The following is a 23,606-nucleotide window of genomic DNA, read 5'->3' on the forward strand; positions in this document are numbered from 1 at the left end:
GCCAAGATGCCGGGATTCAAGAGGTTGGGATCGGAGCGATCGGAATCCGGAGGCCCGCTCGGCGCGATCTTTCCCGCCCGCGCCCCTATCCGAAGGCCTCGAAGGAGCCCTCCAGCCGGCCGCGCGATCCCCGGAGGCCGCCTTCGAGGCCGCTAACGCAGCACCTCAGGATGAGGGGGGAGATCGGGATCGGGTTGGGATTCGCCGCCCGCTGCCGGCGAATCGCGGCCTCAGAGCGCGCGAGCCGATCGCCTCTCAACAGATCACGCCTTCTCGGCGGTCTCGTCCGGCTCGAACAGCTGCACCGGGTGGCCCGGCATGATCGTCGAGATCGCGTGCTTGTAGACCAGCTGCGAGTGCCCGTCCCGGCGCAGCAGCACGCAGAAATTGTCGAACCAGGTGACCACGCCCTGGAGCTTGACGCCGTTGACGAGGAAGATGGTCAGCGGGATCTTGTTCTTGCGGACATGATTGAGGAACGTGTCCTGAAGGTTCTGTGCGCGTTCGCCCGCCATCTTCTTTGCCTTCTTGTTGTCCCGGCGCGAAAGGCCCGGGTTGGGTACGCAACGTTGGGTCCGTCACGCGCGGGATCGTCCGATCATCCCGCCCGGACCGGATATACAGCATGACCGCGTGAAAGCGTGGGGGCAAGCAAGGCCCGCGCCCGCCGATCCGTAACGGATCGGCGCCTCTTTCACGGTCCGCGCCGAGACTGCGCCTGCAAGATCCCGGCCGCCCCGGATCGCTACGGGCCGATGCCGAGGGACTTCAGCTTGCGGTGCAGCGCCGAGCGCTCCATGCCGATGAACTCGGCCGTGCGCGAGATGTTGCCCGAGAACCGCGCGATCTGCGCCACGAGGTACTCGCGCTCGAAGATCTCGCGGGCCTCGCGCAGCGCCAGGCTCATCAGCTTCTCGCCGCCCGCGCCCCCCGGGGTGGTCGGCACCAGGGCGCCGATCTCGGAGGGCAGCATCTCGGAGGTGACCTCCTGCTCCGGGTCAGCCTGGGTCAGGATCATCAGGCGCTCGACGTTGTTCTTGAGCTGGCGGACGTTGCCCGGCCAATTGTGCGACTGGAGCACCGCCATCGCGTCCTCGGCGATCACCCGCTTGGGCAGGCCGGTCTGGGACGAGATGTTGTCCATGAAGAACTGGATCAGCTCGGGCACGTCCTCCCGGCGCTCGGACAGGGCCGGCACCCGGATCGGCACCACCGAGAGCCGGTGGAACAGGTCCTCGCGGAACCGGCCCGCGGCGATCTCTTCCTGCAGGTCCCGGGACGAGGACGAGATGATGCGCACGTCGACATGCACCCGGGTGGTGCCGCCGACCCGTTGAAAGTTCTGGTCGACGAGGACGCGCAGGATCCGGTTCTGGGTCTCGCGGGGCATGTCGGCGACCTCGTCGAGGTAGAGGGTGCCGCCATGGGCCTCCTCCAGGGCGCCGACCCGCCGGCCGGACTCGCCCTCGACCCCGAACAGCTCCGCCTCCATCGTCTCCGGCAGGATCGCGGCCGCGTTGAGCAGCACGAAGGGGCCGTTCGCACGCGCCGAGGCCTTGTGCAGGCTGCGCGCGGCGAGCTCCTTGCCGGAGCCCAGCGCCCCGGTGATCATCACCCGGGCGTTGGTCGGCGCCACCCGGTCGATGGTCTGGCGCAGCTGGTTGATCGCCAGCGAGCCGCCGACGATGCGGTTCGGATTGCCCGAGCGCGCCGTCAGGTCGCGGACCTCGCGCCGGAGCCGGGAGGCTTCCAGCGCCCGCTCGGCCACCAGGATCAGCCGGTCGGCCTTGAACGGCTTCTCGATGAAGTCGTAGGCGCCCGCCTTGATGGCCGAGACCGCGGTCTCGATGTTGCCGTGGCCCGAGATCATCACCACCGGCAGGTCGGGATTGGCCGCCTTAATCAGGTCGAGCACCTGCAGGCCGTCGAGGCGCGAGCCCTGCAGCCAGATGTCCAGGAAGACCAGGTGCGGCCGGCGCGCCTCGATGGCGGCGAGCGCCTCGTCGGAGCCGCCGGCCGTGCGGCAGCGGTGGCCCTCGTCGTCGAGGATGCCCGCCACGAGGTCGCGGATGTCGGCCTCGTCGTCGACAATCAGGATATCGGCGCTCATGCGTGCATCTCCGCGATCCGGGGGGCCGTCGGTGCGGCGCCCTTCTCCTCTGTCGTGACGGGACTGGTCTGCGGGCCCGAGGCGGACGGCTCGGGCCCGTGCTCGCGCGGGACCCGCATCTGAACCTGCCCACCACGGCCGGCGGGATTGTCGTTCAACGCGATCCCGCCGCCGTGCTCCTCAAGCACCTTGCTGACGATAGCAAGCCCCAGCCCCGTGCCACCCTCGCGTGTGGTCATGTAGGGCTCGAGCAGCCGCTGGCGCCCCTCGACCGGAAAACCCTTGCCGTTGTCGGTGACCGTGATCACCGCGAAACCGTCCTCGACCGCCAGGCTCAGGGCGATCTTGCCCTTGCCGAGCTCGGCCGGCGGCACCTCGGCCACCGCCTCGACGGCGTTCTTCAGGATGTTGGTGATCACCTGGCTGAGCAGCCGGATGTCGAAGGCCGCCACGATCTTCTCCGCGCTGCCCGCGCCGCCCTGCGCCGAGAACGCGAAATCGATGTCCGGATGCGCCACGCGCATCATGAACAGGTTCTGCTTGGCGATCTCGGTCAGGTCGTTCGGGGCGATGGCGGGCTTGGGCATCCGCGCGAAGGCCGAGAACTCGTCGACCATGCGCTTGATCTCGTCCACCTGGCGCACGATCGTGGCGGTGCACTGGTCGAACACCTCCTTGTCGGCGGTGATGACCTTGCCGTACTTGCGCCGGATGCGCTCGGCGGAGAGCTGGATCGGGGTCAGGGGGTTCTTGATCTCGTGGGCGATGCGGCGGGCGACGTCGCCCCAGGCGGAGCTGCGCTGCGCCTGGACGAGGTCGGTGATGTCGTCAAGGGTCACCACCGAGCCGCGGGAGGTCCCCTGGGCCTGCTCGCTCGTGACCCGCACCGTCACGGTGCGCTCGCCCCGGGACCGGGTGAGCTGGAGCTGCTGCTGCTGGAGGGCGCGCGGGCGGCTCTCGCTCTCGGCGAGCACGGGGGCGAGCTCCGGCACCGCCCGGGCCAGCGGCTGGCCGATCAGGGCCTCGCTCTCCAGGTCGAGCATCCGCTCGGCGGCCGGGTTGGCGATGGTGACGAAGCCCGCCGCGTCGAGGCCGATCACCCCGGGCGAGACCCCCGACAGCACCGCCTCCGTGAACCGGCGGCGGGTGTCGATCAGGTCGTTGGCGGCGATCAGCCCGGTATGCTGGCGGCGCAGCTCCTGCGTCATCTTGTTGAAGCTCTCGCCGAGATGGGCCAGGTCGCCGCTGGTCTTCTTGGTCGGCACCTGGGCGTAGAAATTGCCCGACGCGACCTGGTCGGCGGCGTTGATCAGCCGCCGGATCGGCGCCACGAACCGGTTGGCGAAGTTCATCCCGAACCACACCGCCGAGAGCAGGGCGATCAGGGCGATCAGCAGGAACACCGACGCGAAGGTGATCTGGATCGAGCGCCGGAGCGAATCGTAGGTCAGGTACTCGGCCGCCGCCGCCCGCGACACGCCCGGGAAGTCGATGGCGAGCTGGCTGACCTCCCGCTGCACCATCAGCACCGCGTCGTCGTAGGCCGGCATCCGCAGGAGCGCCGCGAAGACCCGGCCCTCCGAGGGCAGCAGGCAGATCGGGTCGGTGGAGGTCGCTGCCTCCTCGAAGGCCGCCGCCGAGGGCAGCCGGACCTGCTTGAGCACGTCGATCTTGGCGCGGGCGACCACGTCGGTCGGCCCGCGCATGATCTGCGCCACCGGCAGGCCGAGATTGGTCGCCCGGGTGGTCAGGAAGTTCTCGAACCAGGCCCGGTCCCGGTCGAAATTCGGGCGCGCCCGGGTCAGGTCGTCCACCAGGATGCGGATCTCCCGGGCCAGCGACTGGCATTGGTTCTCCTGGTAGGCGTCGGCCACCTCGACGGATTTGAGCACCACGTCGCGGACCCGGTCGGTGAAGCCCAGCGACAGGCCCCGGTCGATGGTCACCGACGCCACCACGGCGAGCAGCACGGTGGGCAGGATCGCGATCAGCGAGAACAGGCCGACGATGCGCGAGTGCAGCCGGGCCACCGCCGCATTGGCCTTGCGGGCGTGCAGGAAGACCCGCGCCTCCCAGGCGATCACGAAGACGAGCCCCAGCACCAGGGCGGCGTTGATGCCGAGCAGCGTGACGCCGTAGGCCGGCGTCGGCGTCACCCGGATCACCCCGGCCAGGATCAGGAAGGTCGCCAGCGCCGAGACCAGCGCGGTCACCACCACGGCGGCGCCGATCCAGCCCGGCCCGCGCGGCCCCGGCCGCAGCGACTCCGCGAGCGGCGTGCCCGGGTCCGGGTCCGACGAGAATTCCGACGCCGCTTCCTGTGTCGCGGTTTCCTGGGCAACGGCCTCTGGCGCAACGGCATCTTGGCCGGCGCCCTGCACGGTCTCCTCGGCCGGCGGCCTCGACCCGTCGCCCGCCACCTCGGCCACCGGCTCGGCGGACGAACGGGCAGCCCCCTCGGGGTCCGGCGCAGGGCCTTCCACAGGCGGTGAGCGTCGCAGGAACGGCATGACTGGTGCAGGGCCACAACAGTGTGGCGGAATTAATACGAGTCGCGGCGCCGGAGAGGCGATCGGTGGTCCATTCGGCGCCGGTATCTTGCGCCGGCTCAGTGTGAGCGGCGGCGCTTCCGCAGGGGTGGCTCCAGGCGAATGTTCGTCACCGGCACCGCGAAGCGGAGTGGCTGCCATACAGGCTGAGCCTTTGGATGCGGCGGGTGCGCAATCGCGGCGCATCGGTTCGGGCGTGAACAAGGCTGCGAGTCACGTCGACCGCGCACAGACCGTTGGGGAACGCTCATCTGCGGGTGGCCCTCGGTTATTCTTGCGTGGCAGTCTAGATTGGGCTGCACGGTGAGCTTTGCGGGCGATTGAGGAATGAGCGACGGGTTTCTGTCCGCTGCCACCATAAGCCCGCTGATGCTCGCGGCGACCGCCGGCTTCGTCGACTGGTTCACGAGCCGGCAGGATCGGCGCGATGCTTCGGAGCACGAGCGCTAGGATTTCGGCACTGCTCTTAAGGCGGGTGCTTCAGATCAGCGCATCGCGGGCGAGGCCGCGTTCGGACGCGTCTGGTTTTCGCGCCGTTGCGACTGTGACGACGACGCCCATCCCTTGACCCCACCGGCACGGCCCCGTACCCCCGCCCGTGGAGGCGAACGGGGTCTGGTGGCCCCCCTGGTCTTCAAAACCAGTGGTACGCCAACAGCGTACGGTGGGTTCGATTCCCATCCGCTTCCGCCAAGCCCCACAGCCTCCGAGCATGCATCCCCGTCGCGTCGTAACGGGCGCGGCCGATGCCGCCTTGCGCGTGTCGCGCCTGAGTGGTCCGCTTCGGATGAGGCGCTCGCAGAAGTGCGCCCGCCGATCCGGAGGAGACCCGCCATGCTGTCACGCCGGCAAACGCTCGCCCTGGCTCTGGCCAACGGCCTCGCCTTGACCGACAGAACGGTCCTGGCCGCGGGAGAGGCCGCCGCGCCGACCGTCAAGAGCCCGGTCTCGTTCGCGGTCCCGCCGGGGGCGTGCGACTGCCACGTCCACGTCATCCCCGATCCGGCCAGGTTCCCGTTCTGGGCGGGGCGCGGCTACACCCCGCCGGTCGATCCGCCTGAGCGCCTGCTCGCCCTCCAGCACGCGCTCAAGCTCGACCGCGTGGTGATCGTGACGCCCAGCGTCTACGGCACCGACAACGCGGCCACCCTCGACGGATTGCGCCTGCTCGGATCCCGGCGCGCCCGCGGCGTGGCGGTGATCGGCGCCGGGACCGGCCCGGCCGAGCTCGACGCGCTGGCTGAGGCCGGCATCCGCGGCATCCGGGTCAACCTGGAACAGGCCGGCGTGTTCGATCCGGCGGCCTCCGCCAAGGCCCTGGCGAGCGCGGTCCAGCAGATCGGGCAGCGGCCCTGGCACCTCCAGGTCTATGCCCGCCTGTCGGTCATCGGCCCGCTGAAGCCGCAGCTGGCCGCCCTGCCGGTGCCGGTGGTGTTCGACCATTTCGCCGGCGCGCAGGCGGCCCTCGGCCCCGACCAGCCGGGCTTCGGCGACGTGCTCGACCTCGTGCGCGGCGGCCGGGCCTGGGTGAAGCTGTCGGGCGCCTATCGCGCCTCGACCCGGGCGCCCGACTATCCCGACGTGGCGCCGCTCGCCCGGGCCCTGGTGGCGGCGAACCCGGAGCGGCTGGTCTGGGGCAGCGACTGGCCGCACCCGGACAGCACGCCGAAGCCGGGCCGGAAGCCGACGGATCTCGCCCCCGCGCAGGATATCGACGACGGCCGCCTGCTCGACCTGCTCGCCGCCTGGGTGCCCGAGCGCGCCGCCCGTGACAGGATCCTTGTCGAGAATCCCAAGCGGCTGTACGACTTCTGAGCGAAATATCGACCCGGCGGACGCGCGGACCGGGAATCCGGTCCCTGGACTCGCCGCCGCGCTCGCCCGGGAGATCGCCCATGCAGGGTCTGGCACGTCTCGGCCTGCCCGCCGCCGCGGATTGCGCGTCCGGCCGATCACGCTCCGCGCGCGGGGCGCTCGTCCTGCTGACCGCCGCCGCCGTCCTGGGCGCCGCCGCCCTCGCGGCCCGGGCCCCCGGCGCCGCCCTCGATCCCGATCTGGTGCGGGTGCTCCGCTTCATGGCGCTGATCAAGGGCGGGTTCGCGCTGGCGGCCTTCGCGGGCTGCTTCTGGCGCCTCGCCCGGCCGGCCGGCCCGTGGCGCATGCCGGTCTACGTCGTTGGGCCGCCGCTCATCGCGGCGGGCGCGATCGGGCTCTGGTCCGCCCAGGCCCTCCCGATCGCGGCGGCGGGCCTGCATCTCGGCCTGCTCGCTCTGCTGGCGGCCGCGCTGACCGACCCCCGATTCCTGCCCGACCTGGCGCGCCTCGGCCCGGGCGGAACGGCGGACCGCCCGATCCGTTTCCCCGAGACCCGCTCGATGCGCCGGGCGCTGCCGCGTCGAACCGCCCCGACCCGTTCCCCATGATCGACACGCTGTTCCCCCTCCTCCCGCCCGGCGCGCAGGCGGCCCTGCGCAGGCTCGCCGCCCGCTGGCCGTCGCGCCCCGCCCGCGCGGAGCCGGTGGTCCGGCTCGACCACGATCCGCGCCCCGGCCCGATGAAGCCGCTGCTCCCGCCGGCCGCGATCAACGACAACCCGCTGCAGGCCGTCCACGAGGCGGTGGAGCGGGACCTGCGCGCCAGCGGCCATCTGCGCTGAGACCGTTTTGGGGGCTGAACGCGATCAGTTTGAGCGTTTGGGGGGCTGCTTACGACCCTGAACGGTCATTTCGGTATCGACCCAATATAATCATACATGCTGCTAAGAGCTTGGCCTGAAAGAGGGCATAGACATCTACTCTGCTCAACAGTAGAAATTGACCTAAAGCAACCACATGGTGGGCGTCTGCTGATTGCCTTGACCTGATTACTAGAATCACTCGATGGATTTGTGTGATCAGCCTGTGGTGGGGGAGCTATTTCACTAAGCCCTCTGTTCCTGTCCGATTTGAAGCTTGCGGCTCAGAGGGACGGGCCGGAGGCTGGCGATCATTGAAGATTAGCCCTTCGGCAATCGTCCCGATCCCATACATTCCTTTCTGGTGATTCTGGTTCTCCTTCGCAACCGTGCGCAATGCGTCAAGCTCTGCATGGAACTCGTCCCGATAGATTGAGCCAAGTTTCGTATCTACCTCATCAAGGTAGTGGCTCGGTCCCATGCTGGCCAGCGCGATGGCCGAGACCTCATTCCACGTGTTGTGGACCATGCTCATGAGGATGCCGCAGAGGATCGCCATCACCACCAACGGGCTACTATTGCTGGCGGTCTTGTCGAGGATTAAAATGAGATAAAACGTGTAGGTGCCCATCACGGTGATCAGCAGAACGGCGATCCGGATGAGCAAATGCCCCAGAGTCATCAGCATGAGCACGGCGGTCCCACCTTGAGTCTGACAGCCGATGAAGGCGTTGGCCTGCCTGATCAGCTTTCGCGCACGCCTGCGGCCAAACCTGTTTCGGCTTCTTGAGAACAGCCTGGGGACGTAGATCAAGAGAATGGTGGTGACGATGGATAGGGCTGTCGGCAGTACGATCTTATCGAACCAATAGGTCTCCCAGAAATTCAGCTCGCCCATCCTGCACCTGTCTCGCCTTCGATGGCGAAGCCTATCACAAGTTTACGCACTAGGTCCGAACAGAGCTTGGTGCGTCCACCGCCCGGCATACAGCACGCCATGGAGAAATCGCAGTGGCAACTCTACATGGCGCTCGAAGAGTGAACGCGCCGGAACGGGAGAATGCGACTATGGAAGCTGATCAAAGCCGACCTCGTGCGCAAGGGCATGTTCAAACAACCACTTAATTTTCTGAGCGTATGCACGAGCGCCATATTTTTGAAGCAAAAAATTTTCTTAAGATAATTGAGGCTTCCCCAAAAATCGTGGGAAAAAGATCAGAAAATACCTAATCGGCTATAGAATATCGTCGCAGGGCGTCGCTCTGCTTGGAGAATCAAAGAGCAGTCGGAATGCCTTGATTGAAGTTACTGACACGCTCTCGCCCAAAGAGTTCCATAGATAGAATTCTGCTTGTCTCATTATAGGTAGTACATAGTGAGCGGAAGACGTTATCAACCAGCTAAATCCGTAGCTGATATAGAGCGTGATTTTGTGTCTGCCATTGAGATCGCCAAGAATATCTATTCGGCCGGAAACGCCAAGCTAAAATCTTATTAAGATTGAATAATTGCCATTAGTAGCCGGACATATCCTAGGCTAGCCGCTCCGCTCGAAGCTTCGCAGCGATCTCCGACGCAACATCCTCGGGATCATGCGGCTCACCGCGGATCTCAGTAAGCGCCTGTGCGATTGCCAGCATTTGGTGTTCAGTTTCGAGGTGAGATGGGTCGGATCGTTTCTGAATCAGCTTGGATCGTCTGCCCAGGCTTGGCAGGTCGCCTCGTATAGCGTGAGGCCGCGTAGCGTCTTGAACCGCCGAGCGAAGTTGTGGGCATCCAGGTGCTTATGACGCAGAGCGGTCGTATGTCAGAATTTAAGCGAACGTCTGGTTTCTGCTTCTGAATCACAAAAGCGGTCCGGCGCAAACCCTCCCAAAGCAGCCCTTCAAACGGCCAAGTGGGCTGAGTCCCGACCAGGGATGAGGCGCGGTCCTCAGCGCTTGGGGGCACCCGCCGGGGCGGGCCGCGCGGCCGCTCCGGCCTCCATCCAGTGGCAGGCCGTGGTGGTCGGCAGGCCGGCGCATTCGTAGCTCCGGTCGCCCAGGGTCACCCGGTCGACCAGGCCGGTGATCTCGCTGCGGGTCACCAGGGTGCAGCCGAGATGGTCCGCCTTGGGATCGGCCAGCAGGGCGGCCGCCGCGGCGGCGCCGTCGTGCATCAGCATCCGGTAATTGGCCAGGGACGGGCAGCCGATCACCTGTCCGGTCCCCGGCCCGGCGGCCTTCCGGTCCGGGCCGGAGCGGGCCGGCGCCTTGGCCGGCTGGCCCAGCGCCGGCAGGGCGCAGAGGCCGAGGGCGAGAGCGGCGACGCGAAGTGGCATGCGTGTCATCGGCCGCCCCTAACGCATGACGCGGCACAGGGGAATCCGGCTGTTCGGCCGCACCGTGCGGGACCGGGGCGCCGGACCGGCGGATCGGCCGGCGAATCTAGCACGGAGACCGGGCGGTGTCGTACCCGCGCCGACGCCGCGGCGGTGCTGCGCGCACGCGGTTGCGGCCGGCCGCGAAACCGTCGATGAAGCCCGCGATGGAATCGCCGGCGCCGGACATCCGGGGCGCCGCGGGCGGGACGGACAAGGAGAGGTCATGGCGACGACGATCGATAGCGACCAGAAGCTCCATCTGGTCTTCGGTGGTGAGTTGCAGGACCTCGACGGCGTCCGGTTCCGGGACATCAAGGGCCTCGACATCGTCGGCATCTTCCCGGACTACGCCTCCGCGCAGGCCGCCTGGCGGGCCAAGGCGCAGGCCACCGTCGACAGCGCGCAGACCCGGTATTTCGTGGTCCACCTGCACCGGCTGCTGGAGCCGCCGGTCGCCTGAGGCCGGGGCGGGCCGGGCGTGCGCCTGTGCGGTGCGCCCGTGAAGGCATTGTGACACTTCCGGCCCGCTGCTAAGAGCCTCGCCCGTCATCAGATCCATCCGGCCCGCGGGGGACCGGTATTCGGAGCGCGGCGCGAAGCTCGGCCGCGAGTGGGCGGACGTCATGAAATCCTCGATCAAGATCATCGCCGGCAACGCGAGCCGGCCCTTGGCCGAGGCGATCGCCGCCTATCTCGAATTGCCGCTGGCCAAGTGCATGGTCCGGCGGTTTGCCGACATGGAGATCTTCGTCGAGCTCCAGGAGAACGTGCGCGGGGAGGACGTGTTCATCGTCCAGTCGACCTCGTTCCCGGCCAACGACCACCTGATGGAGCTGCTGATCATGATCGACGCGGCGCGTCGGTCCTCGGCCCGGCGCATCACCGCGGTGATCCCGTATTTCGGCTACGCACGGCAGGACCGGCGCACCTCGGGCCGGACCCCGATCTCGGCCAAGCTGGTGGCGAACCTGATCACCGAGGCCGGGGCCGACCGCGTCCTGACCCTCGACCTCCATGCCGGCCAGATCCAGGGCTTCTTCGACATCCCCACCGACAACCTGTTCGCCGCCCCCGTGATGGTGCGCGACATCAAGGAGCGGCTGCCGAGCGCCGACCGCATGGTGGTCTCCCCCGATGTCGGCGGCGTCGTGCGCGCCCGCGCCATCGCCAAGCGGATCGATTGCCCGCTCGCCATCGTCGACAAGCGCCGCGAGCGCCCCGGCGAATCCGAGGTGATGAACATCATCGGCGAGGTCGAGGGCCGCTCCTGCATCCTGGTCGACGACATCGTCGATTCGGGCGGCACCCTGGTCAACGCCGCCGAGGCCCTGCTCAATGCCGGCGCCCGGGACGTCTCGGCCTACATCACCCACGGCGTGCTCTCCGGCGGCGCGGTCTCGCGCATCGCCGCCTCGCGGATGAAAGAGCTGGTGATCACCGATTCGATCCAGCCGACCCAGGCCGTCAAGCTCGCCCGCAACATCCGGGTGGCGACGATCGCGCCGCTGCTCGGCGAGGCGATCGGGCGGACCGCCACCGAGGCCAGCGTCTCGAGCCTGTTCGACTGATCGCGCCGTCCCTGCGCAGGGACGCGCGGCACCCCGTCGGCGCGATGGGCAACCGGCGCAGCATTCGTCGCAGTGCCGGCGACGGATTTCGGCGCTACCTCCCGGTGCGGACGCATCGCCGATCTGGGAGGGCGGGCACTGGGTCGGACGACACTCATCGGCATCCACGGGCTCGCCAACAAGCCACCCCGGGATGAGAAGGCCGCCTGGTGGCGCGCGGCGATCCTCGAAGGCCTCGCCCGCAACCGCGGCGCCGCGCCGCCCGAGGTGCCGTTCACCTTCGTGTACTGGGCGGATCTGCGCTACCCTGAGCCCCTGGCCGGCGGGCGCAACCGCGAGCCCTACAGCCCCGATCCCGGCACCGGCCCGTTCCCCTCCCCGGCCGACGATCCCGACCAGGCGGCGCCGACGCTCACCGACCGGATCTATCGCGGCCTCTCGCACCTGCAGGAAGCCACCGGGCTCACCCCGGTCGACGACCTGATCCTGGAGCACCGCCTCGACGACCTCTGGGGCTATCACGCGGACGCAACGTTCCGCGCCGCCGCCCGCGCGCGCCTGCTGGAGGCCCTGACGGAGGCAACGGATCGCGACGTGCTGATCGTCGCGCATTCGATGGGCGGGCTGATCGCCTACGACGTGCTCCGGGCCGCCGAGCGGGACGGAACCGCCCTGCCCCGCTGCAGCCTGGTCACCCTCGGCTCGCCGCTGGCGCTCGCCGAGCTGAAGCTGACGCTCGCCGCCGAGCACGGCGACCTGCGCGTGCCCGAAGCGGTCACGGCCTGGACCAACCTGATGGACCGGCAGGACATCGCCACGGTGGGCGACGACCTCGCCGCGATCTATCCGCCCAACGCCGCCGGGGTGCGGGTCCGGGACGTGCCGGTGATCAACGCCTACCGGCGGCCGGACGGCACCGAGAACCGGCACAAATCCTACGGCTACCTGCGCACCCCGGAATTCTCGGAGGCCGTGGCAGCGTTCCTGGCGGCCGAGGCCTGAGACGGCCCCGGCCCCCGACAGGGCGCCGTCAGAGCCGGCCCGGCACGGCCTCGCGCAGGACCCGCTCCGCGGCGGCATCCTCGATCTTGTTGATCAGCCGGCTCGCCTCGTGCTCGTCGCGCAGGGTCTTGGCGAGGGTGAAGGTCGTGCCGGTGAGGAAGAGCGCCGCCATGGCGAGGTAGCCCTTGATCCAGATATCGGCGGGCAGGAAGAAGATCCCGATCGCCAGCATCGCGGCGGCGGCGGTGAAGCTCACCAGCGTGAAGGTCTTCCAGGCGGCGGTGTGGGGCATCTGCGGCATCATCGGTCGTGCTCCTGTGGCTGGGGTGGCGAACGGGGTGGGTCAGGCCTGGGCCCGGAGGCGGTCGAGCACCGCCCGCGGATCGGTGCGGGGGCGGCCGTAGCCGGCGGCGTCGAGGTCGGCCTCGATCCCGGACGCCGCCTCGGCCTCCAGGCCCGCCAGGGCCTCGGCGGCATCCGCCTCGGCGGCCTGGGCCTCGCGCAGGCGCGCCAGCGTCCGCTCGGCCTCGCCGAGGGCGCCCGCCGACAGGGCCGTGACCCGGCGCCCCTCGAGCCCCGCCCGCCGCAGCGCCTCGGTGGTCCGGGCGGTCTGGAGCCCGCGGTCGAGGTCCCGCAGCCGCTCGCCGCCCTGCCCGACCAGGCGCTTGAGCCGCTCGATCTCGGCGGCGAAGCGGGCGGCGGCGGCCCGCCGGTCGGAGCGCTCATCCTCCAGGGCGGCGATGTGGACCGCCGCCTCGCTGCCGAGATCCTCGCGCCCGTCGGCCAGCGCCCGGCGGGCCCCGTCCGACAGGGTCTCGATCCGGGCGCCGATCGCGTCCAGCGCGCGCGCCTCGGCGGCGTGGTAGGCCATAGCGACGGCGAGTTCGCGCCGGGCCGTCGCGAGGGCGCCGGCCGCGTCCCGGATCTGCTGGCGCAGAATCGTCACCGCATTGGCATCGTGGAGCGCCTGGGCGTTGTCGGCGATCGCGCCGCGCATCAGGAGGGAGAGGGTCCTCATCACGGTTCACCTCGGGGAGCGGCGCACCGGACCCGGTCCGGAATTGATTGAACGCCGTTCATGAAACACATAAGCACGGCCCAACGGGGTCGGCAAGGCATTTAATGAACGACGTTCAGAAAAAAGTGCGGGGCCGTCCCCGCAAGGGTCAGACCGACCGTCAGGCGGACCGCGAGGCGCTGATCGCGGCCGCGGTGGCGATCCTGGATGCGGGCGGGCCCGGCGCGCTGACCGCGCGGGCGGTCGCCGAGCGGGCCGGCACCGCGGTCGGCTCGGTCTACACCCAGTTCGACAGCCTGGAGCTGCTGCGGCTGGAGGCGAACGCCATCACGATGCGCCGCCTGCGCGACGCCCTGGCGGCGGCGCTGTCCGCCTGCCCGTCCCGGGAGACCGACGCCCGGCTGCTGTGCCTGGCCGACGCCTATCTGGGCTTCGCGGCGCAGAACCATCCCGCCTGGGTGGCGATCTTCGAGCGGCGCACGGTAGAGGCGCCCGCCTCGGTCCAGGCCGATATCGCGGCCCTGTTCGGGATCCTGGAGGGGGTCCTGCGGGATGGCGGGCAGCTCGCCGAGGACGCGATCCCGGTGATGGCCCGGGCGCTCTGGTCGAGCGTCCACGGCATGACCTACCTGGCCGATCTCGGCGGCCTCGGGCCCCTCGGGGCGGCGGATGTCCGGCCGATGATCGACGCCCTGGTGCGGGCGGCGGTGCGGGGCTTTCCGGGGACCTGAAATCGTCCCCGCGCCGGGTCTGGTCGAACGATCGGGGCTCCGCCCCGATGCCCCGCCAAAGGGCTGAGCCCTTTGGGAACCCGGTTTCGTCGCCTACGCGGCTTTCACCTCGGCCAGGAACGCCTTGACGGTCTGGTCAAGGTCGTCGGAGCCGCGGGTGAGGTCGCGGGCGGCGGCCAGCACCTGCTCGGAGGCGATCCCGGTCTCGTCGGCGCCCTGGCGCAGGTCGGCGATGCTGCCGGACACCGCCTGGGCTCCGGAGGCGGCGCTCACCACCCCGCGCACGATCTCCTGGATCGCGGCGTTCTGCTCCTCCATGGCGGCCGCGACCCCGACCGCGATGCTGCGCATCTCCTCGATGGTCTGGCCGACCTCGCCGATCGCCGCCACGGCCTGCCGGGTCTCGCCCTGGATCCGGCCGATCTGGGTGGCGATGTCGTCGGTGGCCTTGGCGGTCTGGCTGGCCAGCTCCTTCACCTCCGTGGCGACCACCGCGAAGCCGCGGCCGGCCTCGCCGGCGCGGGCGGCTTCGATGGTGGCGTTGAGCGCCAGCAGGTTGGTCTGCGCCGCGATGCCGGAGATGAGGGCGACCACGTCGCCGATCCGCTCGGTGCCGTCGGCGAGCGCCCGCACGGTCGCCTCGCCCTGGCGAGCGGTCTCGGCCGCCCGGCCGGCGATCTCCGAGGTGCGGTGCACCTGCCCGGCGATCTCCTGGACCGAGGCCGACATCTCCTCGGTGGCCGCCGCCGCGGTCTGGACGTCGGCCGAGGTTCCGGCCGCCTGGGCGGTGACCGCGCCCGAGCGCTCGGTGCCGCGCGCGGCCGTGGCGGTCATCGCCTGGGCGGTGACTTCGAGCTCGGACGCCGCCGCGGCGAGGCCCCGGCTCAGCGCGCCCGCCCGGGTTTCGAAGGCCCGGGTCAGGCGGTCGAGGGAAGCGGCGCGGCGGGCGGCGCCCTCGGCATCGCCGGCGGCGCGGGTATCCGCCTCGGCCTTGGCGATCAGCGCGTCCTTGAACACCTGCACGGCGCCCGCCATCGTGCCGATCTCGTCGCTGCGCCCGCGCTCGGGCACCGCGGCGGCGGTGTCGCCCGCCGCGAGGCGGTGCATGGCCTGGTTCAGGGCCAGGAGCGGCCGCGTCACCCGGCGGCCGATCAGCGCCGCCAGCAGGGCGATCAGGGCGATCACCACCAGCATCCCGGCTGCCGCCCGCCAGGCCGCGTTCCACAGGATCGCGGCGGTGTCGTCGGCATAGATGCCGGTGCCGATCACCCAGCCCCAGGGGGCGAAGCCGCGGACGTAGGACAGCTTCGGGACCGGTGCGTCGGACCCGGCCTTGGGCCAGTAATAATCGACGAAGCCCTGGCCCTTCTGCTTGGCGAGGTCGACGAAGTCCCGGAACAGGTACTTGCCCGTCGGATCCTGCACCCCGGCGAGGTCCTTGCCCTCGAGCTCGGGCTTCATCGGATGCGCCACCATGCGGGGCTGCATGTCGTTGATCCAGAAGTATTCCTGGTCGTCGTAGCGCAGGGTCTTCACGGCCCGGATCGCGGCCCCCTGGGCGTCGGCCCGCGACAGCCGCCCGGCCCGCTCCTCGCCCTCGAAATAGGCCGCCACGCCGTAGGCCACGTCCGTCAGGTTGCGGGTCTTGGCCATGCGGTCCTGCTCGACCTGCGATTTCAGGTTGAGCAGGCCGATGCCAGAGACCACCGCGACGCCGACCAGTGCGGTAGCCGTAATCGTGTGGAGCTTCGCTCCGATGCCGATTTTCATGAGCCCGCCCCCGGACGACAAGAATAGGAGCGGCCAGTTTACAGCTTCCGCGTTAGCGCGCCGTGAAGACTGATCGAGGCCTTGCGCGGATCGAGATGACGCTGTCCACTCGCGGCCGACGAAAGCCAGGACCGGACGAGATGCCGGCGGGCCAAGGGAGGAACGACATGATGTGCACGCCGCGGGCAGACGCGATCCTGAAGGTTTGTCGCCGCCTCGTCCGGGCGGGACCGGCCGCCCTCGTGCTGGCGGGGCTGGCGATGGCCGCCCCGGCCCGGGCCGACGACGCCAAGGTCCGGATCAGCCGGCAGCCCGGCTTCGTCTACCTGCCGGCGGTGCTCGCCGAGCAGCACAAGCTCATCGAGAAGCAGGCCAAGGCGGCCGGCCTCGGGGATGTGACGGTCGAGTGGGTGAACCTGACCAGCGGGGCGGCCGGCAACGACGCGCTCCTGTCGGGCAATATCGACATCGTCGACAGCGGCTCCACCAACATGCTGCTGCTCAACGACCGCACGCGCGGCGACGTGAAGGGCCTGTGCGGCGTCGGCAGCACGCCGATGCTGCTGCTCACCCGCAACCCGGCCGTGAAGACGCTCGGCGACTTCTCCGGCAAGGACAAGATCGCCCTGCCCTCCGTGAAGGTCTCGACCCAGGCGGTGCTGCTCCAGATCGCCGCCAGGAAGGCGTTCGGGCCCGAGAACGCCACCAAGCTCGACCCGCTCACCGTCCAGCTCGGCCATCCCGACGCGGTGGCGGCGCTCGCCAGCCCGCAGAACGAGGTCAACAGCCACTTCTCGCTGCCGCCGTTCCAGCAGCGCGAGTTGCAGGACCCGGCGATCCACGCGGTGCTCAATTCCTACGAGCTGGTCGGCGAGCCGGTGAGCAACGCGATCTTCTACGCCCGCACCGGCTGGTTCAACCGCAACCCCAAGCTCGCCGCCGCCATCGTGGCCGCCATCGACGAGGCGAATGCCGAGATCGCCAAGGACCCGCTCCAGGCCGCCAAGGACTACGTCACCGCCACCAACGACAAGACGCCCCCCGAGACGCTGGTGGCGATCATGAAGGAGCCGGGCACGACCTTCTCCACCACCCCGTACGGGATCATGCTCCAGGCCCGCCACTTCTACGCGATGAAGACCATCAAGGCCGAGCCGAAGGACTGGAAGGACACGTTCTTCCCGATCGTCCACGGGCTGCCGGGGAAGTAGGACCGCCCCGGAGCTCTGTGCAAACGTTGTTGCCTGTTCCAGGCCGCGCTGTATCGGGGAGTGGGATCGGCGGGGGCTACCGCCGATCCCTGGCCATGACCCGTTAGGGTTTAGCCAACTCCAGAACAGCGGGTGGACGGCGAGGCGGAGGCTGAAGCTCCACGCGCCGTCTGCTTTTCTGGAGACTGCCAGAGAGAAGACCGTCCTCTGCACGCCCGGCCGCAACCGGCCGCGTGCGGCCTTCGCGGGTGAGTCGGTCACGCTCACAGCCTGTTTGTCGCTTGGCCGATGGTGCCGGTTAATCGGTGCCTGGAACTCCCGAACCGCCGAACCCGCGATTGCGCCCCACCCCGGGCGGCCCTATAGTGAGCCATCCCCATTCGACAGCGTGAGACGGGACTTCCGGATCTGCATCCGGAGCCCGCGGCCCGGTGCCCGGCCCCCGTCCCGCCAGGCCGGAGCACGAGAGCACATGTCCCAGGGTCCGCTGATGCCGAAGGCGACCGCCGTCTGGCTGGTCGAGAACACCTCCCTGGCCTTCGAGCAGATCGCCGACTTCTGCAAGCTGCACCCGCTCGAGGTGAAGGGCATCGCCGACGGCGAGGTCGCGGCCGGCATCAAGGGGCTCGATCCGGTCTCCACCGGCCAGCTCACCCGCGACGAGATCGAGAAGGCCCAGAAGGCGCCGCACTACAAGCTCAAGCCGGCCGTCTCGAAGGTGAAGCTGCCGGAGGTGAAGCGCACCACCAAGGGCCCGCGCTACACGCCGCTGTCCCGTCGCCAGGACCGGCCCAACGCCATCCTGTGGCTGCTGCGCAACCACCCCGAGCTGAAGGATTCGCAGATCATCCGCCTGGTGGGGACCACCAAGTCGACGATCCAGCAGATCCGCGAGCGCACCCACTGGAATTCCGGCTCGCTCCAGCCGATGGATCCGGTGACCCTGGGCCTGACCACCCAGATCAACCTCGACTTCGAGGTCCAGCGCGCGGCGGCCGACCGCCCGGCGGCGCTGGCCGCCGAATCCGGCGCCTCGCTCCTGCCCACCGAGGTCTCGACGGCGCCCGAGCCCGAGGAGACGGCCGAGCATGGCGGCCGCGAGGAGCGGATCGACGCCGATTCGGTCTTCGCCAAGCTCAAGGGCCGGCATCAGGACGAGGACGACGAGGACTAGGACTAGGATCGTCGACACCGTCGCGGCGCATCGAGCCCGGCTCAGCGTGCCGCGTCGAACGCTGCCAGGAAGGCCGTCAGGTTCTCCGGCAGGGCGGGGCAGAGGTAGCCGCCCTCCTGGACGAGCGCGGTGGGCAGCCCGGCCCGCGCGATCCGCTGGGCCGCGGCGGCGAAGCCCGCTTGGGTCACCGTGAGAACGCCGATCGGGTCGTCCGCGGCGGCGTCGAGGCCCAGAGCCACCACCAGCCCCCGGGGCTTGAGCGCCGCGATCGCGGCGAGCCCGGCCTCCACGGCCGCGAGCCACGGGCCGTCGCCGGAGCCCGGCGGCAGCGGCAGGTTGCGGTTGAGGCCGGCGCCGGCCCCCGCCCCGGTCTCGTCGGCATAGCCGGCATAGAACGGGAAGTAGTCCGACGGGTCGGCGTGGACCGAGACCGTGAGCACGTCCCCGCTGGCGTAGAAGATGCCCTGCGTGCCGTTGCCGTGATGCACGTCGATGTCGAGGATCGCCACGGGGCCGCCGGCAGAGGCCAGCATCCGCCGCGCCGCGATCCCGCTGTTGTTGAGGAAGCAGAAGCCGCCCGCCGAATCCGCGTAGGCGTGATGGCCCGGCGGCCGGCACAGGGCATAGGCGTGGCCGGCCTCCAGCGCGGCGTCGGCGGCCGCGACGGCGCATTGCGCCGCGCCGTAGACCGCCGCCCAGGTGCCGGCCCGGATCGGCGTCGAGGTGTCGGCGGTGTAGAGGCCGACGCGCCCGAGCAGGCTGGCGGGCGTCCGGTGCATCTGCGGCCGGGCGAAGCTGCCGGTGAGGATCTCGTCGGCTAGGCCCGGGATCTCCGCCCGGCGGGTCCAGGCCTCGGCCAGGAACGCGACGTAGCCGGCATCGTGCACCGCCCGGATCGGGTCGAGGCCGTAATCGGCGGGCTCCGCGAGGGCGTGGCCGCCGTCCCGGGCCGCCGCGTGCAGGATGGCGTAGCGGGAGGCCTGCTCGGGATGCGGGATCGGCGTACCCCGCCGCAGGTACAGTTCGGGATCGTGCCGGGCGGAGGCGGCGGTGTGGAAGACGCGCATGGGCGCAGGTTAGGCGCCCCGGCCCCGCGCGTCACCCGCCTTCGGATCGCGGCTTGAAGTCCGGGTTCCCAAAGGGCTGGGCCCGCAAAATCTCTCGGACCTTCCGAATCCGAAGTTTTCACGGATGAGCCCTGCGCAGCGACCGCGCCCGCGCTCTCACCCGTGGCGCCGGAGGGCGGGGGCTTCCTCCCGGGCGGGGCGGGGGTTGGGGCCGTCGGCGAACCGGCCCGCGAGGACGGGCGTCTCGGAGGCGATCTCGCGCAGCAGGGTCGGCACCCGAGCCCAGGGCTCGGTGACGGCGTGGGCGCCCCGCCGGCCGGCGGCCCGCTCCTGGCCGCCGGCCACGCGGATGTCCGGCCAGCGCGCGCCGAAGGCCTCGACGCAGGCCGGATCGAAATGGCGGCCGCTATCGGCCCGGATGCAGTCCAGGGCCGCCTCGAACGGCATGGCCTCCTTGTAGGGCCGCTGCGTGGTCAGGGCGTCGAACACGTCCGCCACCGCGACGATCCGGGCGGAGAGCGGGATCTGGGGGCCGGCCAGGCCCTTCGGATAGCCGCTCCCGTCCCATTTCTCGTGATGCGCCTCGGCGATCTCGGCGGCCAGCCGGATCAGCTCGGAGGTGCTGCCGCCCAGGATGCGCTGGCCGATGGTCGCGTGCGTCTTGATCAGGGCGAACTCGTCCGGGTCGAGCCGGCCGGGCTTCAGCAGGATGCCGTCCGGGATCGCCACCTTGCCGACATCGTGCAGCGGCGCGGCGAGGTACAGGTTGCGGCAGACCTCCGCCGGCAGGCCGAGCGCCTCGGCCACGATCTGGCTGTAGCGGGCCACCCGCCAGGTGTGGTCGCCGGTGTCGTTGTCGCGGTACTCGACTGCCAGCGACAGGCGGAAGATGATCTCCTCCTCCCGCTCGCGCATGTGCCGCAGGGCGGCCTCGACCTCGCCGTCGAGCCAGGCGGCCTGCTCGGCCAGCCGCCGCACCGCCTTGGCGAGGCGGATCAGGTTGCGCAGCCGCACGGTCTGCTCGACGCCCCGCATGGACTTGTCGAGGAAGTCGGTCGCCCCCGCCTCCAGGGCGGCGAGCCGCACCGCGTCGGAGATGTCGCTGGTGACCATCGCGATGGGCACCTGGGCGTAATGCGGGATGGTGCGCATCTGCTGGATGAACGCGATGCCGTCCATCGTCGGCATGTGGTAATCGACCAGCACGAGATCGAAGGCGCGCATCTGCGCCTCGACGAGGGCCGCAGCCGGGTCGGCATAGTCGGTGACGCTGACGTCGGGCTTGGCCTCCAGCATCTGCCGCAGCCGCAGGCGCATGGTCGCGCTGTCGTCAACCAGGAGCGCGTCCATCATGGCGTGTCGTCTCGCTCCGCGGGCTCGTGCCCGGCGCGGGAAGGGCAGAGGGTCGAGGCTGCGCCGGCCGCCGGGGCCGCGATCACGCGAGCCTGCGGGCGCCGGCAGCGGCGGGGGTCCGAGGACGGATCCAGAGGGCTGAGAGCGGTCATGGTCCGATCCGGTGACGATCGCGGGTGAAGTTGCCGTCCTCGATGTGGAAGGTCTCGCCGGCTATGCGATACATTTGGAATATTGCACGTTAAAGGGGAGTAAATGATCTCCGGCTCGCCTGTGGGGATGTTTTTCACTATACGCTAGATATAGGGATCGAGTTGTTCGGCATAAATGTCATGCATTCCCGGTAAAACTTGTATGTCCGGATCATGGTTGTGCGATTACGGATGATATCGATCGGCTATTAAGGTGTTTGAGCTTCGATATTGACGTTGCCGGCTCGGCACCGGCGCCGTCGCCTGCCGTGCTGCGGGGCCGCTCCGGGCGCCGCGCCTGCCGCGGGGCGCTGACAGGCCGGCCGGGCGGCGATACCGTCCCGCACTGTCGCCGCGAGACGGATGGTCCGGGCGATGCGATGCCCGGGAGAGGCCTCCGGCGATGATACGGTTCGATCTCGTCGATCTCGGCCTGTTCCGGCACGTGGTCGAGGCCGGCTCGATCACCCACGGGGCCGCGCGGGCGAACCTCGCCCTGGCGGCGGCCTCGACGCGGATCCGGCTGATGGAGGACTCCCTCGGCGCCGCCCTCCTGACCCGGGGGCGGCAGGGCGTCAGCCCGACCCCGGCCGGGCGCACGCTCCTGGCCCATGCCCGGGAGGTGCTGGCGGGCGTCGAGCGCCTGCGCGAGGAGATGGCGGTGTTCTCGGGCGGCGCGGTCGGGCAGATCCGGGTCCTGGCGAACACCAACGCGCTGACCGAGTTCCTGCCCGACGCGCTCTCGGCCTTCCTGGCCACCCATCCCGGGATCGGGGTCGAGATCGAGGAGCGCACCTCCGAGGAGATCGTCGGGCTGGTGGCCGAGGGCGCGGCCGATCTCGGCATCCTGTCGGGCACGGTCGATACCGGCTCGCTCCAGACCTTCCCGTTCCGGGAGGACCGGTTCGTGCTGGTGGCGGCCCGGGACCACCCCCTGGCGGCGCGCACCGACATCGCCTTCGCCGAGGTGCTCGGCCACGACCTCGTCGGCCTCGACCGGCGCAGCGCGATCAGCCGGTTCCTGGTCGCCCAGGCGGTGCGGGAGGGGCGGCCGATGCGCCTGCGGGTGCAGCTGCGCGGCTTCGACGCCGTCTGCCGCCTGGTCGAGGCCCGGGTCGGGCTCGCGGTGCTGCCCGAGAGCGCGGCCGCACGCGCAGCGCAGGGCCTCGCCATCGCGGTGGTGCCTCTCTCCGATGCCTGGGCGCGGCGCGACCTGACCCTGTGCCTGCGCGACCTCGACGGCCTGCCGCCGTTCATGCGCGCGTTCGTGGCGCAGCTGCGCGCGTAAGCGCAGGGCAGATCGGAGGCGGCCGAGAGATTGATATAAGGTGGGTGACTTCAATCAGAAGATGAGGTCGCCCGCGGTTGCCGACGCGGTCATGTAGATCTCCGTCTCCGGACGCTGGAAAATTACGTACGTGCTTTACGGAAACCATGATCGCTGGCATGTCTGCGTTTTCGCGCGTTGAGATCCTGACGTCGCGGGCGGGACAACTTCACAGATGATAGCGATGGGCAGCGGGGCGGACAGCTACGATGTGGCCGTGATCGGGGCCGGGCTGGCCGGGAGCTGCCTGGCCGGGGCGCTCGCCCGCGCCGGGACCCGGGTCGCGCTGATCGACGCCCAGGCCGAACGCGGCGCGGCGCGCCGCGACTTCCGGGCGGAGAAATTCGGGGCCGACCAGATGGCCCTGTTCGAGGGTCTCGGGTTCGGCCGGGCGCTCGCCGCCTACACGACGGCGACCGAGGAGGTGGCCGTGGTCCGCTACGGACGCCTCGCCTACCGGGAGGCCGCCCGCGAATGGGGCGCGCATTACCCCGTCCTGGTCGGGGCCGCCCGGGAAGCCCTGCCGGATGGATTGCTGATCCCCGGCCGGGTTGCCGACCTGGAACTCGGACCCGAGCGCCAGGCGCTCACCTTGAGCGACGGGCGCCGGATCGAGGCACGCCTCGTCGTGCTCGCCACCGGGTTGGGCCACGCGCTGCTGGCCAAGGCCGGCATCACCAAGCGGGCGCTGAGCCCGCGCCATTCCCTGGCGGTCGGCTTCGACATGGCGGCGCCCCGGGGCGACTTCCCGTTCCCGGCCATGACCTACTTCGCCGAAGGGTTCGGCGCGCGCGACGCCTACCTGACCCTGTTCCCGATCGGGGACGTGATGCGGGCGAACCTGTTCTGCTACCGCGACCCCGGCGAGCCCTGGGTCGCGTCCCTGCGCCGGGACCCGGAGGCGACCCTGCGGGCGATGATGCCCCGTCTGGCGCAGCATTGCCCGGACCTGTCCGTGGCCGGGCCCCTCGAGATCCGGCCGATCGACCTCGCCCGGGCCGAGGGGGTGGAGCGCGACGGGCTGGTGCTGATCGGCGACGCCTTCCAGACCGCCTGCCCGATCCCCGGCACCGGGATCGGCAAGCTGCTGACCGATGCCGACCGCCTCGCCCGGGTTCACGTGCCGGCCTGGCTCGCCAGCCCCGGCATGGGCCGCGAGAAGATCGCGGCCTTCTATGCCGACCCGATCAAGCAGGCCTGCGACGCGCGCAGCCTGCGCGCCAGCGTCTACGCCCGCGGCCTCGCCGTGGAGACGGGCGCGCTCTGGCGGGCCCGGCGCCTGCGCAACCGGCTCGCCCGCACGGCGATCCGCATGGCGAAGGACGGACCCAGGGCCGCCGCGGCTCTGGCGCCCGGCCTCCTGCCGATCGGACTGTAACCGGCTTCGTCGGGGCTCCGCCCTGACAACCGGCCGAAGGGCTCGCCCTTCGGAAACCGGATCCCGCGCCCCGGCTCTTCGTCGCGGCGCGGCCATGGGGTAGCGTCGCGCTGATTCCGCC

22 protein-coding genes, 1 tRNA gene and 1 pseudogene are annotated in these 23,606 nt (G+C 70.1%); 13 read left to right on the forward strand and 11 right to left on the reverse strand.

All coding sequences use genetic code 11. From position 1 onward, the window contains the following. Positions 1–263 precede the first annotated feature (263 nt). From hfq to LGR69_RS28445, 3 genes are all read right to left on the reverse strand, one after another. On the reverse strand, positions 264–515 hold the full coding sequence (gene hfq / locus LGR69_RS28435; protein WP_007563033.1) for an RNA chaperone Hfq: 252 nt from the start codon (positions 513–515) through the stop codon (positions 264–266). Between the two features lie 230 nt (positions 516–745). After that, positions 746–2,110 carry a nitrogen assimilation response regulator NtrX gene (gene ntrX, locus LGR69_RS28440; RefSeq protein WP_007563035.1) on the reverse strand — a complete coding sequence of 455 codons (1,365 nt, stop codon included), beginning with the start codon at positions 2,108–2,110 and terminating at the stop codon, positions 746–748. Then, positions 2,107–4,620 (reverse strand): sensor histidine kinase NtrY-like, encoded by a 2,514-nt coding sequence (locus tag LGR69_RS28445; protein WP_230368140.1) that lies wholly within the window; start codon positions 4,618–4,620, stop codon positions 2,107–2,109. Before LGR69_RS28445 ends, ntrX begins: the two co-directional genes overlap by 4 nt. A gap of 366 nt (positions 4,621–4,986) precedes the next feature. On the opposite strand from LGR69_RS28445, the gene LGR69_RS31935 reads away from it, so the two are divergent. The 5 genes from LGR69_RS31935 (at position 4,987) to LGR69_RS28465 (ending at position 7,315) form a co-directional block, all read left to right on the forward strand. After that, positions 4,987–5,109 (forward strand): hypothetical protein, encoded by a 123-nt coding sequence (locus tag LGR69_RS31935; RefSeq protein ID WP_268868851.1) that lies wholly within the window; start codon positions 4,987–4,989, stop codon positions 5,107–5,109. A 150-nt stretch (positions 5,110–5,259) separates the two neighbouring features. Then, a tRNA-Sec gene (locus tag LGR69_RS28450) sits at positions 5,260–5,352 on the forward strand. Positions 5,353–5,493: 141 nt separating this feature from the next. Beyond that, the gene (locus tag LGR69_RS28455) at positions 5,494–6,474 is read left to right on the forward strand and encodes an amidohydrolase family protein (RefSeq protein ID WP_230368141.1); all 981 of its coding nucleotides are present in this window, start codon (positions 5,494–5,496) and stop codon (positions 6,472–6,474) included. 80 nt (positions 6,475–6,554) lie between these two features. Continuing rightward, positions 6,555–7,082 carry a hypothetical protein gene (locus tag LGR69_RS28460; protein WP_230368142.1) on the forward strand — a complete coding sequence of 176 codons (528 nt, stop codon included), beginning with the start codon at positions 6,555–6,557 and terminating at the stop codon, positions 7,080–7,082. Next, on the forward strand, positions 7,079–7,315 hold the full coding sequence (locus tag LGR69_RS28465; RefSeq protein WP_007563043.1) for a hypothetical protein: 237 nt from the start codon (positions 7,079–7,081) through the stop codon (positions 7,313–7,315). Before LGR69_RS28460 ends, LGR69_RS28465 begins: the two co-directional genes overlap by 4 nt. A gap of 256 nt (positions 7,316–7,571) precedes the next feature. Here the strand turns inward: LGR69_RS28465 and LGR69_RS28470 are convergent, their stop codons facing one another. The 3 genes and pseudogenes from LGR69_RS28470 to LGR69_RS28475 all read right to left on the reverse strand — a co-directional run bounded on the left by LGR69_RS28470 (position 7,572) and on the right by LGR69_RS28475 (position 9,653). After that, positions 7,572–8,231 (reverse strand): hypothetical protein, encoded by a 660-nt coding sequence (locus LGR69_RS28470; protein ID WP_230368143.1) that lies wholly within the window; start codon positions 8,229–8,231, stop codon positions 7,572–7,574. A 786-nt stretch (positions 8,232–9,017) separates the two neighbouring features. After that, a pseudogene (locus LGR69_RS32335) lies at positions 9,018–9,107 on the reverse strand (transporter substrate-binding domain-containing protein); the annotation flags it as partial. A gap of 159 nt (positions 9,108–9,266) precedes the next feature. Then, positions 9,267–9,653 (reverse strand): hypothetical protein, encoded by a 387-nt coding sequence (locus LGR69_RS28475; protein ID WP_230368144.1) that lies wholly within the window; start codon positions 9,651–9,653, stop codon positions 9,267–9,269. Positions 9,654–9,918: 265 nt separating this feature from the next. On the opposite strand from LGR69_RS28475, the gene LGR69_RS28480 reads away from it, so the two are divergent. The 3 genes from LGR69_RS28480 (at position 9,919) to LGR69_RS28490 (ending at position 12,265) form a co-directional block, all read left to right on the forward strand. Then, a complete protein-coding gene (locus tag LGR69_RS28480) occupies positions 9,919–10,155 on the forward strand; it encodes a DUF4170 domain-containing protein (RefSeq protein WP_007563053.1) in 237 nt (78 codons plus the stop codon). A 163-nt stretch (positions 10,156–10,318) separates the two neighbouring features. Then, positions 10,319–11,263: a ribose-phosphate pyrophosphokinase gene (locus LGR69_RS28485; protein ID WP_007563055.1), complete on the forward strand. Its 945-nt coding sequence runs from the start codon at positions 10,319–10,321 to the stop codon at positions 11,261–11,263. Between the two features lie 72 nt (positions 11,264–11,335). Then, positions 11,336–12,265 (forward strand): hypothetical protein, encoded by a 930-nt coding sequence (locus LGR69_RS28490; protein WP_230368145.1) that lies wholly within the window; start codon positions 11,336–11,338, stop codon positions 12,263–12,265. Between the two features lie 28 nt (positions 12,266–12,293). Here LGR69_RS28490 and LGR69_RS28495 read toward each other — a convergent pair whose 3' ends face one another. Together LGR69_RS28495 and LGR69_RS28500 are read right to left on the reverse strand one after the other, a co-directional pair. After that, on the reverse strand, positions 12,294–12,569 hold the full coding sequence (locus tag LGR69_RS28495; RefSeq protein ID WP_007563059.1) for a YiaA/YiaB family inner membrane protein: 276 nt from the start codon (positions 12,567–12,569) through the stop codon (positions 12,294–12,296). A 39-nt stretch (positions 12,570–12,608) separates the two neighbouring features. Continuing rightward, positions 12,609–13,283, reverse strand: coding sequence for a PspA/IM30 family protein (locus LGR69_RS28500; protein WP_122160118.1), 675 nt, complete (start codon positions 13,281–13,283; stop codon positions 12,609–12,611). Positions 13,284–13,387: 104 nt separating this feature from the next. Between LGR69_RS28500 and LGR69_RS28505 the strand changes: the two genes are divergently transcribed. Further along, complete coding sequence (locus tag LGR69_RS28505; RefSeq protein ID WP_230368146.1) at positions 13,388–14,014, forward strand: TetR/AcrR family transcriptional regulator; 627 nt, start codon at positions 13,388–13,390, stop codon at positions 14,012–14,014. Between the two features lie 93 nt (positions 14,015–14,107). Here LGR69_RS28505 and LGR69_RS28510 read toward each other — a convergent pair whose 3' ends face one another. After that, on the reverse strand, positions 14,108–15,784 hold the full coding sequence (locus tag LGR69_RS28510; protein WP_230368147.1) for a methyl-accepting chemotaxis protein: 1,677 nt from the start codon (positions 15,782–15,784) through the stop codon (positions 14,108–14,110). A 167-nt stretch (positions 15,785–15,951) separates the two neighbouring features. Between LGR69_RS28510 and LGR69_RS28515 the strand changes: the two genes are divergently transcribed. Both LGR69_RS28515 and LGR69_RS28520 read left to right on the forward strand, forming a co-directional pair. Then, entirely contained in the window at positions 15,952–16,995 is a 1,044-nt protein-coding gene (locus tag LGR69_RS28515) for an ABC transporter substrate-binding protein (protein WP_230368148.1), read from the forward strand. A 472-nt stretch (positions 16,996–17,467) separates the two neighbouring features. Continuing rightward, positions 17,468–18,169: a DUF1013 domain-containing protein gene (locus LGR69_RS28520; protein WP_007563070.1), complete on the forward strand. Its 702-nt coding sequence runs from the start codon at positions 17,468–17,470 to the stop codon at positions 18,167–18,169. Between the two features lie 41 nt (positions 18,170–18,210). On the opposite strand, the gene LGR69_RS28525 is transcribed toward LGR69_RS28520, so the two are convergent. Beyond that, positions 18,211–19,236 carry a histone deacetylase family protein gene (locus LGR69_RS28525; protein ID WP_230368149.1) on the reverse strand — a complete coding sequence of 342 codons (1,026 nt, stop codon included), beginning with the start codon at positions 19,234–19,236 and terminating at the stop codon, positions 18,211–18,213. Positions 19,237–19,392: 156 nt separating this feature from the next. After that, entirely contained in the window at positions 19,393–20,586 is a 1,194-nt protein-coding gene (locus LGR69_RS28530; RefSeq protein WP_230368168.1) for an HD domain-containing phosphohydrolase, read from the reverse strand. A gap of 597 nt (positions 20,587–21,183) precedes the next feature. Between LGR69_RS28530 and LGR69_RS28535 the strand changes: the two genes are divergently transcribed. Next, positions 21,184–22,068 (forward strand): LysR substrate-binding domain-containing protein, encoded by an 885-nt coding sequence (locus tag LGR69_RS28535; RefSeq protein ID WP_230368150.1) that lies wholly within the window; start codon positions 21,184–21,186, stop codon positions 22,066–22,068. A gap of 223 nt (positions 22,069–22,291) precedes the next feature. After that, complete coding sequence (locus LGR69_RS28540; RefSeq protein ID WP_230368151.1) at positions 22,292–23,485, forward strand: FAD-dependent oxidoreductase; 1,194 nt, start codon at positions 22,292–22,294, stop codon at positions 23,483–23,485. Positions 23,486–23,606: the final 121 nt, after the last annotated feature.

Source organism: Methylobacterium brachiatum, assembly GCF_020523825.1.
In the GTDB taxonomy this organism is placed as follows: domain Bacteria; phylum Pseudomonadota; class Alphaproteobacteria; order Rhizobiales; family Beijerinckiaceae; genus Methylobacterium; species Methylobacterium brachiatum.